General features: G+C 40.5%; 16 protein-coding genes. All 16 read left to right on the forward strand.

Annotated elements, in window-relative coordinates; translation table 11 throughout:
• Nucleotides 1–72 precede the first annotated feature (72 nt).
• The 16 genes from ACEN8J_RS25010 (at nucleotide 73) to ACEN8J_RS25085 (ending at nucleotide 17767) form a co-directional block, all read left to right on the forward strand.
• Nucleotides 73–450, forward strand: coding sequence for a flagellar protein FlaG (locus ACEN8J_RS25010; protein WP_341063034.1), 378 nt, complete (start codon nucleotides 73–75; stop codon nucleotides 448–450).
• A gap of 12 nt (nucleotides 451–462) precedes the next feature.
• Nucleotides 463–1935: a flagellar filament capping protein FliD gene (gene fliD / locus ACEN8J_RS25015; protein WP_342425339.1), complete on the forward strand. Its 1473-nt coding sequence runs from the start codon at nucleotides 463–465 to the stop codon at nucleotides 1933–1935.
• A gap of 14 nt (nucleotides 1936–1949) precedes the next feature.
• Complete coding sequence (fliS, locus tag ACEN8J_RS25020; protein WP_339201040.1) at nucleotides 1950–2333, forward strand: flagellar export chaperone FliS; 384 nt, start codon at nucleotides 1950–1952, stop codon at nucleotides 2331–2333.
• Entirely contained in the window at nucleotides 2333–2677 is a 345-nt protein-coding gene (locus ACEN8J_RS25025; RefSeq protein ID WP_495594108.1) for a hypothetical protein, read from the forward strand. Before fliS ends, ACEN8J_RS25025 begins: the two co-directional genes overlap by 1 nt.
• A 127-nt stretch (nucleotides 2678–2804) precedes the next feature.
• Nucleotides 2805–4613 carry a motility associated factor glycosyltransferase family protein gene (locus tag ACEN8J_RS25030; RefSeq protein WP_341063030.1) on the forward strand — a complete coding sequence of 603 codons (1809 nt, stop codon included), beginning with the start codon at nucleotides 2805–2807 and terminating at the stop codon, nucleotides 4611–4613.
• 29 nt (nucleotides 4614–4642) lie between these two features.
• Nucleotides 4643–5662 (forward strand): UDP-N-acetylglucosamine 4,6-dehydratase family protein, encoded by a 1020-nt coding sequence (locus ACEN8J_RS25035; RefSeq protein WP_341063029.1) that lies wholly within the window; start codon nucleotides 4643–4645, stop codon nucleotides 5660–5662.
• Nucleotides 5659–6378 (forward strand): acylneuraminate cytidylyltransferase family protein, encoded by a 720-nt coding sequence (locus ACEN8J_RS25040; RefSeq protein WP_495594109.1) that lies wholly within the window; start codon nucleotides 5659–5661, stop codon nucleotides 6376–6378. The genes ACEN8J_RS25035 and ACEN8J_RS25040 overlap by 4 nt, the downstream gene beginning before the upstream one ends.
• 16 nt (nucleotides 6379–6394) lie before the next feature.
• Nucleotides 6395–7423: an N-acetylneuraminate synthase gene (gene neuB / locus ACEN8J_RS25045; RefSeq protein ID WP_495594110.1), complete on the forward strand. Its 1029-nt coding sequence runs from the start codon at nucleotides 6395–6397 to the stop codon at nucleotides 7421–7423.
• On the forward strand, nucleotides 7420–8559 hold the full coding sequence (neuC, locus tag ACEN8J_RS25050) for a UDP-N-acetylglucosamine 2-epimerase (protein ID WP_495594111.1): 1140 nt from the start codon (nucleotides 7420–7422) through the stop codon (nucleotides 8557–8559). The genes neuB and neuC overlap by 4 nt, the downstream gene beginning before the upstream one ends.
• Before the next feature lie 12 nt (nucleotides 8560–8571).
• The gene (locus ACEN8J_RS25055; RefSeq protein WP_254328279.1) at nucleotides 8572–9198 is read left to right on the forward strand and encodes an acetyltransferase; all 627 of its coding nucleotides are present in this window, start codon (nucleotides 8572–8574) and stop codon (nucleotides 9196–9198) included.
• A gap of 19 nt (nucleotides 9199–9217) precedes the next feature.
• Entirely contained in the window at nucleotides 9218–10360 is a 1143-nt protein-coding gene (locus ACEN8J_RS25060) for a DegT/DnrJ/EryC1/StrS family aminotransferase (RefSeq protein ID WP_495594112.1), read from the forward strand.
• A 60-nt stretch (nucleotides 10361–10420) separates the two neighbouring features.
• Nucleotides 10421–12469: a sulfatase-like hydrolase/transferase gene (locus ACEN8J_RS25065; protein ID WP_495594113.1), complete on the forward strand. Its 2049-nt coding sequence runs from the start codon at nucleotides 10421–10423 to the stop codon at nucleotides 12467–12469.
• A gap of 49 nt (nucleotides 12470–12518) precedes the next feature.
• Nucleotides 12519–14117 carry a phosphoenolpyruvate mutase gene (gene aepX / locus ACEN8J_RS25070; RefSeq protein ID WP_279835400.1) on the forward strand — a complete coding sequence of 533 codons (1599 nt, stop codon included), beginning with the start codon at nucleotides 12519–12521 and terminating at the stop codon, nucleotides 14115–14117.
• A complete protein-coding gene (gene aepY / locus ACEN8J_RS25075) occupies nucleotides 14114–15256 on the forward strand; it encodes a phosphonopyruvate decarboxylase (protein ID WP_340959063.1) in 1143 nt (380 codons plus the stop codon). Before aepX ends, aepY begins: the two co-directional genes overlap by 4 nt.
• Nucleotides 15249–15941: a class I SAM-dependent methyltransferase gene (locus ACEN8J_RS25080; protein WP_495594114.1), complete on the forward strand. Its 693-nt coding sequence runs from the start codon at nucleotides 15249–15251 to the stop codon at nucleotides 15939–15941. Before aepY ends, ACEN8J_RS25080 begins: the two co-directional genes overlap by 8 nt.
• Complete coding sequence (locus ACEN8J_RS25085; RefSeq protein WP_495594115.1) at nucleotides 15935–17767, forward strand: 2-aminoethylphosphonate aminotransferase; 1833 nt, start codon at nucleotides 15935–15937, stop codon at nucleotides 17765–17767. The genes ACEN8J_RS25080 and ACEN8J_RS25085 overlap by 7 nt, the downstream gene beginning before the upstream one ends.
• The last annotated feature ends 3 nt before the right edge of the window (nucleotides 17768–17770 follow it).

Consider the following 17770-nt stretch of genomic DNA (forward strand, 5'->3'; position numbering starts at 1 on the left):
ATATATAATGTATTGGCACTTCAAATACAGAACGGTTTTATTGTGTTTAAAATTATTAATGGAGGTTATTCTATGGACTCGATGATACCCCCTAGCACTGGGAGTCTGTTACCGATTCAGCCATCAGCAGGAATACAACGTGAAGCCCCTTCAGATGCCGAAACAAATTCTGTACAAGATACTGTTCAAACAGCCAATAGAAGTGGTGCCGCACAGAAACACCAGACACATGAGGAAGCAGTTTTGGAGCTACAGAAAGCAATTGATGCTATTCAAGGCCCGCAGAAGACGTTTGAAATATCCGTACATGAAAAGACACATGCAATCATGATAAAAGTGATGAACAAGGAAACGGGAGATTTGATTCGTGAGGTACCTCCTGAGAAAATTCTGGATATAGCGGCTAGAATGATGGAAATTGCAGGGATTATTATCGATAAAAAAGTATAGGGGGATATAACCATGGTAACTAGAATAAGTGGGCTTGCTTCAGGCATGGATGTTGATGCAATGGTTAAAAAACTGATGACTGCTAAGCGTGTACCTCTCGATAAGCTGACTCAACAAAAGCAGCTAATGGAATGGAAACGAGAAAACTATCGTGAGTCCAGTACTAAAATTGTTTCATTTCTACAAGATAAACTGACGACATTAAGCCGTACTGCTTCAATGAATCCGCAGAAAGTAACAGTATCGGGCAATAGTGATGCCTTGTCTGCATCGGCTTCATCGTCTGCCAGTGGAGTATTGGATATCTCAGTAACCAATCTCGCTACTGCCGCAAGATCTGTCTCAGACAGTTCATGGTCTGAAAAGGCAAGTACTGAGCTTGCCTTTGCCGATGGGGTAGCTCGTACGGTTCAGGTTGGTGGGGCCACCATTGATGTGGATGCAAACGAAACGATTGAGTCGTTTGTCAAAAAAATTAATGATAACAGCAAGACAGGAGTAACTGCCCTGTACGATCCCAAATCTGGTTTGTCATTAACTAGTAAGACCACAGGCTCGCAAACATTTAATATTGATTCTCAAATTAGTAATGAATTTAAATTATCTTCAACAAACGGAACCGATGCTGTGCTAAAGGTGAATGGACTTGAAGTCAAAAAGTCATCAAATAATTTTACCATTAATGGCATTGATATTACGCTGAAGGCAGCCGGTGGTGCTGCGACAAGAATCGAAGCAACCAAAGATACCGATAAGATTGTCGAAAATATTCAAAGCTTTGTCGATGCATATAATGATGTTCTCGCTACACTCAATGGCAAGGTTGGTGAGGAGAGATATAAAAAATACGCTCCGCTTACGACGGAACAAAGAGCTGCTATGAGTGATGATGAAGCCAAGCTCTGGACAACCAAGGCCAAGAGTGGCATGCTTAGAAACGATCCTATCCTGCAGGATACATTATCTGAAATGCGTAGTGCTATGATTCAAGGTGTAGACATCGGCAGAGTTGATGCAAATGGTAAGAATATGCCCTTAATGATGTCTGAGCTTGGGATCACTACGGGTACGTATGATACTAAAGGCAAACTTATTTTGGATGCAGACAAGTTGCGTGCAGCGGTTGAAAAGGATCCAGATGTTGTCGCGAATTTTTTCGGGAAACAGGACCCAAGTACCCTATTATCAAATAAATATACACAACAAGATGGTGTTCTTGCTAAACTTAAAAAGATTTCGAATGCCTCACTTCAGAGAATGGCCGATACAGCTGGTACTTCAAAAGTAAGTAAGGATCTAACATCTTCATTTCTTACTACGAGCACAATGGGAGAGCAATTATCGAGTCTGGATCGTCGAATTAGTGACATGACTAGCCGTCTAACAATGATTGAAACTAACTATTACAAAAAATTTACTACGATGGAAACGGCAATCAGCAAGTATAATAGTACATCTTCGAGTCTTACAGGCATGTCGTCATAAAGGAGGTTTTATAATTGATCAATACACCCTATCAGAAATACCGGCAGACTCAAGCGCAAACTGCTTCCAAGCCTAAACTGCTAATTATGCTGTACGATGGGGCTATTCGTTTCCTTCGTGCGGGAATTGAGGGGATAGAGAATAAGGATAATGAGAAGGCAAATAATAATTTGTGTAAAGCGCAAGCTATTGTACACGAGTTGATATCTGCGTTGAATTTTGAATATCCAATATCCCATGACTTATTGCGATTGTACGAATATATGCTGCATGAATTGATCGAGGCGAATGTCCACAAAATAGCCGCTCCGGCACAAGAGGTGCTGGAACATTTGACTGACCTACGGGAAGCTTGGTTGGAAGCTGCGAAAATGCCTGGTGTAGTTGGTAGTGTGTGATGGCAGATCCTAATATGCAAGTACTCCTTGAAGAGCTGCAACATAGGACAGAAGCAGTGCTATCTAACCTTCTGAATATAAGTGAGGAAGAGTTTGAACAGTTTGCAGATCAAAGGCAGCGCATTGTAGAACAGATGCAGCCCTATCAACCATCGTTAACGGAAAATGATAAGCAGAACATTCGTGACATACTAAGTAACGATTCTGTAATTTTGCAGCGTATGCAGGTACTAAAGGATAAGGCTGGTCACTGGATGGAGAAACGCGGAGCCATTCGTGTGCAGCAGCATGCATACCAGCAAGCTTATTCTGTAGACAGTTTGTTTATTGATCATCGTAAATAAAAAATGCTTTAAGGAGCGTACCCCTATTCGATTTAGAATGGGGGTATTTTTGTGAAAAGGTTCATTCCATTAAGAGTAAATCCGATATACTAATTAACAAATATTAATGTGAAACGGTGGTATTACCTTGTCTCAACTACAAATAAACCATACAATTCTAGAGCAGAGGTTTCCTCATGTTGCAACCAAAATAAGTAGTTTGCTGAATGATGACTTATCTATACCTTTGTTTACTGAGCCCTTTGAAAGGGATATCGCCTGGCTTAATGCTGTCGATGGATCTATTGGAAATGGAAAGATCATTTTTGTATATGGGTTTGAAAGGGGACTCAGTATTGCTGACCTCCTCGAATTGTATCCGAACCACTGGTTGTTTGTATACGAGCCAGATGAGCAACTTTTTCTGAAAGCCGTGACGGAGTATGACCTCAGTCTTTTGTTGGAGCATCCCAACTTGTACTGGCTATCCGTGGGTGATTCTCAGCTCAATATGATGTTTCATATGTTGAGTAGTTATATGATGGAAGACTTGGTGTTTATCGCACTACGTAAGTATTTATCAGACAATATGAGTATGTTACGTGAAGTGAAAGAACAATTCCAAGATTACCGTCAGAGTTTTTTGGTAGATAAATATACAGAGAATCGGTTTCGTGAAGAATGGACGCGGAATTTCCTATATCACCTATCTGATGTGTTATACACTCCCTCCATTGAGCGATTTTTTTATGCTTTTGAAGGCGCAACTGTAGTTGTTGTATCATCGGGACCATCGTTACAAGAAGATATCGAATGGCTGAAAAAATTACGTCCTCATGTACTGATTATTTCAGCAGGCTCCAGCATTCAGGCTTTAGCAAAGCATGGAATACAGCCTCACCTTGCTGTCATTATGGATGGACATCCAGTCAATAAGAAGATCTTCGCTTCTTCTGTAACAAGGGAGCAGCCTTTATTGTTTACCTCCTCATCTTATTATGAAATCTCTGATCAGAACTGCGCAGAGAAAATTCATAGTATTATGAAAAGTGATGCTGTATCTCAGTATTTCTTTGGACTCAGTAAAGAGGAACTCTTTATATCCCCCACAGAAACGGTTGCAGGAACGGCTATTCAAGCAGCAGCATGTTTAGGGGCTAAACGGATCATACTTGCAGGTCAGGATTTGTCGTTCCCTAATAACAAATTTTACGCAGATGGAATTGAACATTTTGCAGCCGAAGCTACTGAGAAGACAGTGCAAGAAGCGCCTAAGAAAGTACTGAATGTAAAGGGAACATACAACACTACAGATGAGAGTTTCTCTTTGATGAAGGATGGACTCGAAAATCTCATTGCGGCACTTCCGAGAATCGAATTCGTCAATTCAAGCCGCAATGGTGCAGTGATTGAGGGTGCTCCTTTCAAGCTCATGGAAGAGATGTATAAGTTGTTAGCATCAGAATCTATTGTTCCTGATGCAATTGCCGATTTGATAAATAAAAAAAGTATTACAGTTGATTTGAATAAGGTACAAGATGTCAGAGAAAAGCTGATAGCGACACGTGAGGACCTCTCCAATGTACGCTCTGAGATTGCAGCCATTCACAAGCTTATGAATAAGCTACGCGAGTTTAGCCGGACTAAACCAGCAAAGGCTCAATATATGATGGAATCCATAGAGCAGATGTGGGGGCTAATAGCTAACAGAACATGGTTCTCACCTATATTTGAGTCTATCATGCCTATCGAAGTTGCTCGTTTTGACCAGGTGCTTCCTGTCATTGTGACAGAACATCAGTTGACTCGTAAGTCTGATTTAATCTATGAGCACGTTAGTAAGATTTTGAAGGATATTACAACACAAATCCCAATACTTGAAGAAATGTTTTCGGAATCGATCCGCCGTTTAGATAAAAAAACAGATAGCGATGCAGTGATCGATAAAGATATATAAATTAATCGTTTTACACTCCGGAGGTCATTATGTTTAACAACAAGATTGTACTGGTTACGGGCGGCACAGGTTCGATTGGAAGCGAAATTGTACGTAATATTTTGTCGTATAACCCTAAAGCCTTGCGGATTTTTAGCAGGGATGAGAGCAAGCAGTTTGATCTGCAGCAGGAATTAAAAGAGTATACGAATATTCGTTATCTAATCGGTGATATCAGGGACAAGCAAAGACTGAGTTATGCTATGGAGGATGTGGATTATATTTTTCATGCTGCTGCTCTCAAACATGTGCCTGCATGCGAGTATAACCCTATGGAAGCAGTAAAAACGAATGTTATTGGCGTACAAAATCTGATAGAGACGGCTATTGAGCATAATGTAGAAAAAGTAGTAGCCATCAGCACAGATAAAGTGGTAAACCCAACGAATACGATGGGGGCTACGAAGCTGCTATCCGAACGTTTGATTTCTGCCGCCAACTTGTACAAAGGGAGCAAACGTACCATCTTCTCCTGTGTTCGTTTTGGAAATGTTATGGGATCTAGAGGCTCTGTTATTCCTTTATTCCGGGATCAGATTGCTAAAGGGATACCCGTGACGGTCACACATGCAGAGATGACTCGATTTATGATGTCTATTCCTCAGGCCGCTCAATTGGTCATAGATGCAGCGCATTATTCCCAAGGGGGAGAGGTATTTGTACTGAAAATGCCGATTCTCAAAATTACGGATTTGGCCCAATGCTTGATCGATTCGTATGAAGAGGCGGTTGGTAAACCTTATGGTGGAGAAATCATTGAGACCGGAATCCGTCCGGGAGAAAAGCTATATGAGGAGCTCATGACGCTTGAGGAATCGGAAAGAGCGTTGGAGAATGGACAAATGTATATCATTCCTTCGTTATTTCATACCGCAGAGCAAGAATATGAAGGTTTTCAAAAGGCGATTCGCCAAGAATATTCTTCAATGACTGCACCACAGATTTTCCCGAAAGCCATCCGGGAGCTTATTGAACAGAACGGATTGGGCTTTACAAAAGGTATTGTATGATGAGCAATCACAAGTGTTTGGCAATTATTCCTGCGCGGGGTGGATCAAAAGGTTTACCCGGTAAAAACATAAGATTGTTACATGATAAACCGCTCATTCAATATAGCATTGAAGCTGCACTAAATAGTGGTTGTGTGGACGAAGTTATAGTTTCAACGGATTGTAAAGAGATTGCTCGTGTGTCGGGCCAAGCCGGAGCGGCTGTTCCGTTTATAAGGCCCGATGAACTGGCTACCGATGAGGCTAAAAGCATTGATGTATTGAAGCATGCAGTTGAATTTTATGAGCAGACGCAAAATCAATTTTTTGATGTTATTATGCTGCTACAGCCCACATCTCCACTGCGAAATGCTATGGACATTAAAGAAGCATATAAAATATTTTTAGATCATCAGGCTGATTCACTTCAAAGTGTCACTTTGTCTGGAGTGCAACCCTATTTACTAAGGGAAATGGATAACGGACGGCTTACGCCCTACCTGAAAGGTGAAAGGGAGCATTTGAGGAGACAAGATCTCAAAGAACTACATGCTTTAAATGGAGCCATCTATATCGTGAAAAGAGATCTGTTGATGAATAGTGACACTCTGGTTGGGCCTAATAATTGTGGCTACATTATGCCTAAAGAACGATCTATTGACATAGATGACGAGCTTGATTTAAAAATGGCAGAGTTTTTTTGGAGAGAATCCAATCACAAGGAATCCTTGCAGTAGGAGGGAGGAATATAACATGCAAAACCTCTTGTCAAATCATGAAAACCACCCTATCTATATTATCGCGGAGGTAGGAGTCAATCATAACGGATCATTGGAGCTTGCATTCGAGTGTATTGATCAAGCGATTTTATGTGGTGCCGATGCAGTGAAATTCCAAACCTTTAAAAGCGAAAAGCTGGTAACCAAGTATGCCCAGAAGGCTAATTACCAGACGGAAAATACGAACTCAGCTGAAAGCCAACTAGATATGTTAAGACAGCTGGAATTGAGCTTTGAGGATTTTGTTCTTTTGAAAAAGTACTGTGAGGATAAAGGGATAGATTTCCTTTCCACACCCTTTGATGAAGAGAGTGCTGAGTTTCTGAATTCAATTCATATTGACGCATTCAAGGTTGGATCAGGAGATATGAATAATATCCCCTTTCTTCAGAAGCTTGATAGCTATGGGCGTCCAATTATTCTATCGACCGGGATGTCTAATTTGGATGAAGTCGGAGAATCGTTACAAGCATTCAAAAAAAGTGAAGTACTATTGCTACATTGTACTTCCGACTATCCAGCACCTTTGGAAGATGTAAACCTGCTGGCTATGAAGACTATTTCCACAACATTTGATAAGGTCACAGGATATTCCGATCATACGGCTGGGATTGAGATCGCTATAGCAGCTTCAGCATTAGGAGCGAGAATTATTGAAAAGCATTTTACATTGGATCGAAATCTTCCAGGTCCTGACCATAAGGCTTCACTGGAGCCTGCTGACTTTTCAAAGATGGTTCTTGCGATTCGAAATGTGGAGCAGGCTCTAGGGGATGGTGTTAAAAGGTGTATGCCTTCCGAGGAAAGCACCAGAGCCGTTGCAAGAAAAAGTATTGTGATGGCAACACCTAGAAAAACAGGCCAGCAATTAACTCGAGAAGATCTAGTTATCAAGCGTCCGGGCACTGGAATAGAGCCTAAATATTTTGATGACTTGGTTGGTAAGCAGCTTTTAAAGGATGTACATGAAGACTATTTGTTATCATGGGATGATGTGCAATGAAAAAAGTATTGGTGATTACCGGAACACGAGCTGATTATGGGATATATTACCCGGTTTTGCGGGCTCTTGAGGAAGAACATGCTCTGGAGCTCCACCTGTTGGTTACAGGCATGCATTTGTCTCCACAGTATGGGTATACATTGGACGCTATCCAAAAGGACGGATTTCGTGTATCTGCTAAGGTAGACTGTCTGCTGCAAGGATCTACTCATGCTAATATGTCTCGCTCTATTGGAATAGCAATCATGGGCATGACACAAGCCGTAGAAGCTTTGGAACCAGATTTCGTTGTTGTATTAGGAGATCGGGGAGAAATGCTTGCAGCTGCGATTGTATCCTCTCACATGAACATTCCGCTTGTTCATTTGCATGGTGGAGAAGTATCCGGCACGATTGATGAGTCTGTACGGCATGCGATTAGTAAGTTGGCCCACATCCACTTTGTGGCTACAAATGGAAGCAGGGATCGCCTAATCAGACTTGGCGAAGAACCTTGGAGAATTCATGTCGTCGGTGCTCCGAGAATTGAAACGATGATGAACACATCCCTGCCTGAGCTAGAGAGGACGAAACGTAAATACGATCTGAATATAGATAATGATTATGTACTGTTTGCTTATCATCCTGTCACCACGGAAGTAGCGGATATGCACATCCTTGGTAAGATGATGGAAGTTCTTTTGGCTGGGGAGAATGAGGTAATTTGTGTGATGCCCAATTCGGATGCTGGAGCTGATGCGATCGTTGATGTATATAATCGGTTTTCTGCAAGAAAAGGGATGCATCTTGTAACCAGTTTTGAGCAACTTGATTATCTGACGATGTTGAAAAATGCAAAAATATTAATTGGAAATTCCTCATCGGGGATTATTGAAGCTGCCTCCTTTCATGTTCCAGTCATTAATATTGGAACTCGTCAGACAGGCAGAGAGCGTTCTGTGAACACAATAGATATTGCAGCTGACGAGCTCGAATTGACTTCTGCAATAGAGTACGCAATGTCTGAGCCTTTCCAACAAATTGTTAAAGCAGCCGACAATATTTACAGTAGAGATAACACAAGCTCTCGCATCGTAGATATATTGAACCGAATATCCAAGTCAGAGCAGCTTATTCAAAAGACTATTACCTATTAAGGAGGATCGGCCTTGAGCTATATTGTTTTTGGAGCAGGAGGACATGCCAAGGTCATCGTGGATATTTTGCGGTCCTGTGGTGAAGAAATCATTGGAGTTCTGGATGATCATTGTAAAGAAGAAGCATGGAATGGACTGCCGATCTTGGGGAACCGTAATCAGATTGCTCAACTATTATCTCTGTATCCAGAGGCACTGTTCGTTGTGGCAATCGGAGATAATACAACCAGAAGGAAAATTGTAAGTCAATTAAAAGTTGCTTCAGTCCAATTTGGTACTGCTGTTCACCCAAGCGCTGTAGTCGCACCCAGCGCATTCATTGGGGAAGGGACGGTTGTCATGCCTAATGCTGTAATTAACGCAGACGCGTACGTTGGAGAGCATGTCATTGTTAATACCGCTGCTACTATAGACCATGATTGCCGAATAGAAGACTTCGTGCATATTTCCCCAGGTGTACATATGGCAGGTGGAGTTCAGATCGGGTGCTGTGCTCATATCGGAATAGGTGCAAGTCTTATACCTGGTGTTCGCGTAGGGTGTGATACCATCGTTGGTGCTGCTTCTTGTGTCATCCGCGATTTGCCAGAAAACGTTATAGCTGTGGGTTGTCCGGCCAAAGTAATAAAAAACCTATAAGGATAAGGGATGAAACAAAATGTCCAATCGAGATAGAATTTATTTATCTTCACCGCATATGGGCGGGCTTGAACAACAATATATCGCAGAAGCCTTTGAAACGAATTGGATTGCTCCACTAGGTAAAAATGTAGACGCTTTTGAATCAGAGGTGGCAAATTACTTAGGATGTGGAGGCGCAGTTGCCCTAAGTTCTGGAACAGCAGCGATTCACTTGTCTTTAATATTGCTTGGTGTGGAAAAGGATGATATTGTTTTTTGTTCTTCTCTTACCTTTGTTGCCAGTGCTAACCCGATCTTATATCAAGGTGCAATTCCTGTCTTTATCGATTCGGAACCAGACAGCTGGAATATGTCCCCTGAGGCACTAGAGCGAGCATTCAAGACTTATGCAGATAAGGGAAAGAAACCTAAAGCTGTAGTTATAGTCAATTTGTATGGGCAGAGTGCAGACTACGATCGCTTGAAAAAAATATGTGATTATTACGAGGTGCCAATTGTAGAAGATGCTGCGGAATCACTCGGAGCAACTTACGGCAAGCAAATGAGTGGAACGCTTGGGAAATTCGGCATTCTTTCATTTAATGGAAATAAAATTATTACTACTTCAGGTGGGGGGATGCTGGTTTCAGATGATTTAGAAGCACTGAGCAAAGCACGCTTCTATTCAACTCAGGCAAGAGATAAAGCGATTTATTATCAACATAGTGCGTTGGGTTATAATTATCGTTTAAGCAATGTACTTGCAGGGATTGGTAGAGGACAATTAAAAGTTCTAGAAGATAGAATTTCGCAAAAAAGAGATATTTTTGGCTTGTATCACAAAATGCTATCAGAAATAGATGGCATATATTTTATGCCTGAGACGGGCTCTGGTAAATCCACACGATGGTTAACTGCTATGCAGATTGATTCAACGAAAGTAGGAATTGATGTACATGAAATAGTTCGTTTTTTAGAGAAGTTAAATATTGAATCACGTCCAGTATGGAAGCCATTGCACTTACAGCCGTTGTTTGTGGAAACAGACTATTTTACACATGAAGCGGGAAGGGATATCAGTCGAGAGTTGTTTTCAAACGGAATTTGTCTCCCATCTGATACGAATATGACTCAAGAAAATCAAAAGTTTGTTATTGAACAGTTGAAAAAAAATTTCTAAGGTATGTTTCAGAAAATTATATTACTAAATAAAATATAGAAATTTTAGGGGATTTTTTTAATGAGAAGAAAGCCGATTCAGCAACGCATAGAGAAATTGAAAAATATAAACCATACTATTAGAGTTTCTTTTGATAACAATAATCCATCAACATTGGAGGAAGGCATTAATAAATATATTGAGATTACAGAAGATGCGAACCTAGTCTCGATTAAGAGCAACTACTTTTTCCAAAAAGGCGATTATGAGCAAGCTACGAAAATTTTAGAAGAAGGAATTAAGCTATATCCATTTAATTTTGATATTAACTTAAATCTTGGTATTGTTTATGAAATGCGTAATTTTTTTACTGACAGTTTTCATAGGTATCTCCGTGCATTCAAATATGCTAGTACGGTAGAAAAACAGGAATTAGCTGAGACGTATATTAATCGAATGAATCTTTTATTGATGGAAACTTATCAGACTCATCAGGCTGAATTGTTTCAAATTATTGAGGAGGGCAAGAGATTTTTAGGAGAAACAGACTATCGATTATTTCCCATTGACCATAACCGTCTAAGCACGATTCGTCGACCTCAGGCAACCGGAACCTCAGATGAATATATGACCAATTTTTACAAATCATATAATGATGCTGATATTGACGAAATTAATAGACACTATCATATGACAGAAACTTTAAAGGGCCGGATATGTAACTCTGAACAACAAATAGCATTAGAAGGTCAAACATTACTGCCTGTTTCCCCGCTAGAGGAAGACACGATGCTTAACTTTAATTTGAACGGCAAGGATTACCCTTTTTCAAGTAAAGATCTTCCTTATAATCAATATAATTATTTACGATTTAATGAAAGTGGCTTATTAAAGATAACGATGAATAAACCTATATTTATAGGAACACCGATCCCGTTACAAAAAGTAGCGAAGAAAAAACGATTAATCTTCAACATTTTTGTTGATGGGCTTTCGTTTGATTTTATACAAAAACATGATTTTAAATCGATTATGCCCTATACACATGCCTATTTTCAAAAGGGGTTCACTTCTACCAGTTGCTATGCAACAAGTGAATGGACATTTCCAAGTGTAGCTAGTATGTTTACTGGGAAGTATACAACCAGTCACGGCTTATTCCACCCTGACTTTAATCATGCATTTGCCGAAAATAATAAAATGGTGCAAGAGCACTTTAAAGAGGCTGGATATCTTACCTCACAAATCGGAGGAGATTGGAGAGTGACACCTGCACACGGGTATCATAAAGGTTTTGATCGTATTCTATATCAAAATTTTATGGGCGGGATGGATTGCAAACAGGTTATTACAGAATCAATAGAGCATTTGGAGACGTTTAAGGAAAGAAATAACTTTGTATGGATATCTTTGGCGGATGTACATCACGTGCCAGATGAGATAGATTGTAATCTCATGACACAAGCACAAACTGACATCAGTAAGCGTGTCAAGATAAATAAAAAGGGTAGTACTACCGTTCTGACTCCTTATGATATCAACAAACATGAGAAGTATATTCTTGAAATTAAACGAATCGATTTTTACTTGAACCTTCTTTATGCCTATTTTGATCAGCATTTTCAGAATGAAGAGATCCTGGTTCTGTTTCATTCCGATCATGGTCAATCATTCTTAGAAGATGAACCTTTTCTCCTTCATGAAAGTAGACGTAAAGTTCCTTTTATGATCAGAGGTGGGGATGTCCCAGTGGGAGAATCTGACGAATTTATGGAACTGATTGATATACTGCCGACGCTACTTCACTACAGTGATCTGTCTGCTCCTGAAGATATTGATGGTCACCTCCCTGCATCTTTAGGGGGCGAGGAAGCCCGCAAGTTTGCGTTTACAGAAGCTATACATCCTAATCAAACTTATAAAGCTGCAATCACGGATGAAACTCATATTTTTAGGTTTGAAAACGGACAACCTATTCAGAATGATGGGCTGGTAGATTTAAATGAGTATAAGGTTCAATTGATCAATAAAGAAACTAGTAGCAATGAGACTGATGTGTTCCCGGACAAAGTTGATCACTATGAGGAAGTTGTATGGAAACATATTCGTAAACACATAATAATTAGTTAATAGATTTTAAAATACAAACTTATAACAAGTAAAAGGATGAAAGATTATAATGAAAAAAACAAAGTTGCTCAAACAAATGATTACAAGCTCCAAACTTGATTTCATTATGGAAGCTCATAATGGGATATCAGCAAAAATTGTGGAGGAAGCAGGTTTTCAAGGAATCTGGGGTAGTGGACTTACGATCTCTGCTTCTCTGGGTGTTCGTGATAATAACGAAGCATCTTGGACACAAATCCTCGATGTTATGGAATTTATGAACGATGCGACGAGGCTGCCTATACTGCTAGATGGAGATACCGGTTACGGTAACTTCAACAATATGAGAAGATTGGTCAGAAAACTTGAACAGCGTGGTGTGGCTGGTGTATGCATTGAGGATAAACTGTTTCCTAAGACAAATTCTTTCATATCTGGAGAAACACAACCGCTTGCGGATATGGATGAATTCTGCGGTAAGATACAAGCTGCCAAGGAAACGCAAAGTGACGATGACTTCTGTGTAGTTGCGCGTTTGGAATCCTTTATTGCTGGATGGGGGCTGGACGAAGCTTTACGCCGAGCGGAAGCATACAGATTGGCGGGAGCGGACGCCATCCTGGTTCATAGTAAAAAAGCTGACAGTTCTGATATCGAGGCTTTCATGCGAGAGTGGGGTAATCGTCATCCAGTTGTGATTGTGCCTACTAAATATTATTCTACGCCTTCCGATCGGTTCAGGGAACTTGGAATTAACATGGTTATTTGGGCGAATCATACTTTACGGTCAGCTATCCATTCTATGCAACAGACAGTGCGACAGATTTACAAAGATCAATCTTTGATTAACGTAGAAGGTAAAATTACAACTGTGTCTGAAATTTTTAAGTTACAGGGCGCGGATGAACTGAAAGAAGCGGAGAAAAAATACCTGCCTACATCCGGAAAAAATGTAAATGCGCTCATTCTTGCGGCGAGTCAAGGAAACTTGGGAGAACTCACAAGAGAAATTCCTAAAACACTGCTGAAAGTTAGCGGGAAGCCGATCCTGAGCATGCAAGTGGATGATCTGAACAAGGTTGGTATAAAGGATATTTCAGTCGTACGCGGATTTGCAAAAGAGAACGTGAAGCTGAATAATATTTCGACTATTGACAATGATCAATTTGCTTCAACCCAAGAACTGTACTCTCTTTATCTGGCCAAAGATAAGATTGGTAGTGATACTACGGTGATTAGCTATGGAGATATTATTTATAAGAATTACATACTTAATGATCTTCTTAACGATACAAACGATATTACAATTGTGGTCGATGCGGATGCTGAAGTTTCTGAAAACAATCAAGATCTTGTTGTGACTGAAAAACCTTATTCCAAAAACTTATACTCTAGCGCTGTTAAGCTAGTAAGTGTAAGTAAATCCGGTGTTGAACAAAAATTCAATGGTGAGTTTATCGGGCTTTGGAAGGTATCCGCACAAGGAGCAGATATAGTAAAAACAGTGCTGGAACGCTTATCTAAAGAAAAAGACTTTCATACTCTTACTCTGACCGATCTATTTAATGAACTAGTTAAGATACATTCTGTTGCAGTGAGATTTATTAAAGGAGATTGGCTGGACGTGGACACGATTGTCGATCTTCAAAAAGCAGGTGAAATGCTGTGATAGATACAAAGTTGTTCGGGAAAGAGATGAAATCATTGGGGTACGACTTCTTTACTGGAGTACCGTGCTCTTTTTTGAAGGATCTGATTAACTATTCAATTAATGAGTGTGATTATGTAGGGGCTGCCAATGAAGGAGATGCAGTTGCAATAGCTAGTGGAGCCTATCTGGGGGGGCGTAAGTCTGTTGTTTTGATGCAGAACTCGGGTCTTACGAATGCCGTTTCTCCACTAACCTCCTTAAATTATACTTTCAAGTTGCCTGTTCTAGGGTTTGTCAGTTTGCGTGGTGAAGCAGGTGTCGCTGATGAACCTCAGCATGAGTTGATGGGACAGATAACAACACAACTTTTGGATTTGATGCAAGTGAAGTGGAGCTATCTTTCGAAAGATTTTGAAGAAGCTAGCAAACAATTGCATGAAGCTGATCGTTGGATTTCAAAAAATCAGCCCTTCTTTTTCGTAGTTAAGAAGGGAACCTTCAGTAAAGAGGTACTTCAAGTATCTGATGTAACAACGATCCGACACAATGTCTTGGAGGTGCAGGGGAGCATTAAGAAGCACCCTGAAAACAGGGCATCCAGATATCAAGCGTTAGAAGCCTTGAAACGCTGCAATGATCCAAAAACAGTATATCTGGCTACTACTGGATATACTGGAAGGGAACTGTACGAGGTTGAGGATTCCGAGCAAAATCTATATATGGTAGGTTCTATGGGGTGTGTGAGCTCGTTAGGGCTTGGGCTTGCTTTAAGTAGCTCCGAGTTGAACGTAATTGCTATTGATGGTGATGGTGCTTTAATCATGAGAATGGGGAATCTAGCTACTAATGGGCGTTATGGTCCAGGTAATCTGCTCCATTTGCTTTTGGATAACCAGTGTCATGATTCGACCGGTGGACAAGAAACAGTTTCAGCAAATATTGATTTTCCAGCTTTAGCAGCGGGTTGTGGCTATAAAAGAGTAAAGCGTGTAGAGGATACGGATCAACTTATTGAATTTATAGAAGAATGGAAGTCACAACCTGAACTCACATTTTTGTACATGCCGATCTTAGGGGGGGCAAAAGATGATCTCAGCCGTCCCAATGTTAAACCTCATGAAGTCAAAGAGAGATTGGTGGAGTTCATCCATGGATAATTGGAGAAATATTTGGTCACGTACTCGGCAGCTTCCGAATGCTGATCCAAACCTGCAGTTTTTAATCGATGCGGACGGTTTTAATTCCGGAGCGGGAAAAATCAGTGAGGAAGCTTGGTTTACTTACGTGAGGCATGCGGCTAGCCTTATGAAGATTCAGCCAGATGACTCATTGTTTGAAATAGGCTGTGGTAGCGGTGCTTTTTTGTATCCATTCTATAAGAATGGACACCGAGTAAGTGGTGTTGATTATTCTCCTTCTCTCATTGGAATTGCAGGTTTTGTTATGCCGGAGATGGACTTTAGTGTACAGGAGGCTGCTCATGTAGATTCCACACGTCGATTTGACATTGTCTTGGCTAATAGTGTTTTTCAATACTTTCCAAACCTAGAATATGCGGAAGAAGTGCTTCGGATCATGTGGGAGAAAACAAATAAAATGCTAGTTCTACTTGATTTGAATGATATCCAGTTCGCAGATGAAGCGTTAAGAATTCGGAAAGGATCGCTATCTTTAGGTGAGTATGAGAAGAAATATGCCGGTTTGGAACATCTTTTTTATGAACGGAACTTCGCTGAGAAAGCACTTAAGGGCAAAAAGTTTACAATAAATACTTCTAATCAGCAAATCAATAACTATGGTAACAACAAATTCCGGTTTAACGTGGTGATCGAAAAATGGTAAATACAGCAGTTATTCTGGCAGCTGGACTGGGTAGCCGATTAAAAGAACGTACGGCACATAAGCCAAAGGGCTTCCTAGAAATCGACGATTTGTCTATTATAGAACGCTCGATCCTTCAATTAATTAAGAGTGGTATTGAACATATCTGGATTGGAACCGGTTATTTAGCACAGGAGTATGAACGATTAGCAAGGAAGTACCCTGAAGTGAAATGCGTGCATAACAATCGCTATAAAGACAGTGGGAGCATGTACACCCTGTATAACATGCGGGATTCTGTACATGAGGACTTTCTACTATTAGAGTCTGATCTACTCTACGACATAGCGGGTCTGAAAAATCTGCTGGCGGATACGCGTAGTGATGTAATTCTATCGAGCGGCGCGACTCACTCTAATGATGAAGTTTATATAGAGATCGATGGAGAAGGTCACCTCATTGCGATGTCCAAGCAGATTGAACTTTTAGGCCGAGTGGATGCTGAACTTGTAGGGATATCCAAGGTGTCTTTGGATACGTATCAGCGAATGTGCCGACTGGTAGAAGCTGACTTTCATAATCACTTGAAATGGGATTATGAACAGGCATTGGTTGAGGTAGGTAAAGGAAAACCAATTTCTGTAAAAAAAATCGAGAAATTTATTTGGTGCGAAATTGATACAGAAGAACATTTACAGCGTGCCAAAGAAGTGATCTATCCGAAATTAAAGCAACCAGCAGCACATTTATTATTACCCATCAAAAGAAATATTCTACTTAATCCTGGACCAGCAACAACAACCGATACTGTAAAGCTAGCGCAAATTGTGCCAGATATTTGTCCGAGAGAACAGGAATTTGGAGATCTAATGGAGTGGATAGCTGAACAGCTTACTTTATTCGTTGCGCCAAAGAGTGAGTATGATACTGCTCTATTTTCAGGGTCGGGCACGGCTGCAGTAGAGTCGGTTATTAGTTCAGTGATCGGGGAAGGCAAATTGCTAATTCTCAGTAATGGAGCTTATGGAGAGCGAATGGCTGCGATTGCACAAATCTATCATGTTGATCACGAAGTTTTGGAGAGCTCATCTGTGCTACCGTTATCCCTGGATGCTGTTGAAACAGCGATTATAAGGAATAAAAATAAGCTTACTCATGTAGCGGTTGTTCATAATGAAACGACTAGCGGTATTTTAAACGATATTGATGCTATCGGAAAGTTGTGCGCTCTGCATGAAGTAGATCTGATTGTCGACGCGATGAGTTCGTATGGGGCAATACCGATTAATATGAAAGCGAGTAAGGTTTCTTTTCTTATATCGAGTTCAAATAAGAACTTGCAGGGAATGGCAGGAATTAGCTTTATCGTCGCATATAAAGAAAAACTCCAAAAGATTAAAGATTATAGTCCAAAATCATATTATCTGGATTTGTATAAGCAATATGAGCATTTCCAGCGTACCCGTCAGCTGCGATTTACGCCACCAGTTCAAACGTTTTATGCACTAGAACAAGCAATTATTGAGACGCAAAATGAGGGGATTGAACAGCGTTATAAACGCTATACAGAGTCGTGGCAGACCTTGATTAAAGGATTGGATCGCCTTCAGCTTCAGTATTTGGTACCAATACAGCATCATTCTAGAATTATTACCTCCATTAAGGAGCCAGCATCTAGGAACTACGAATTCGGTGCTATGCACGACTATTTGTACAACAATGGTTTTACAATTTACCCGGGTAAAATCGGTCAAACTGCTTCTTTCAGAGTGGCTAATATAGGGGCAATTACTTACCAAGATATCGAACGATTCTTGAAGTCCATGGAAGAGTATCTGTCTTTGTAACAA

The organism is Paenibacillus sp. Paensp38 (genome assembly GCF_059491915.1).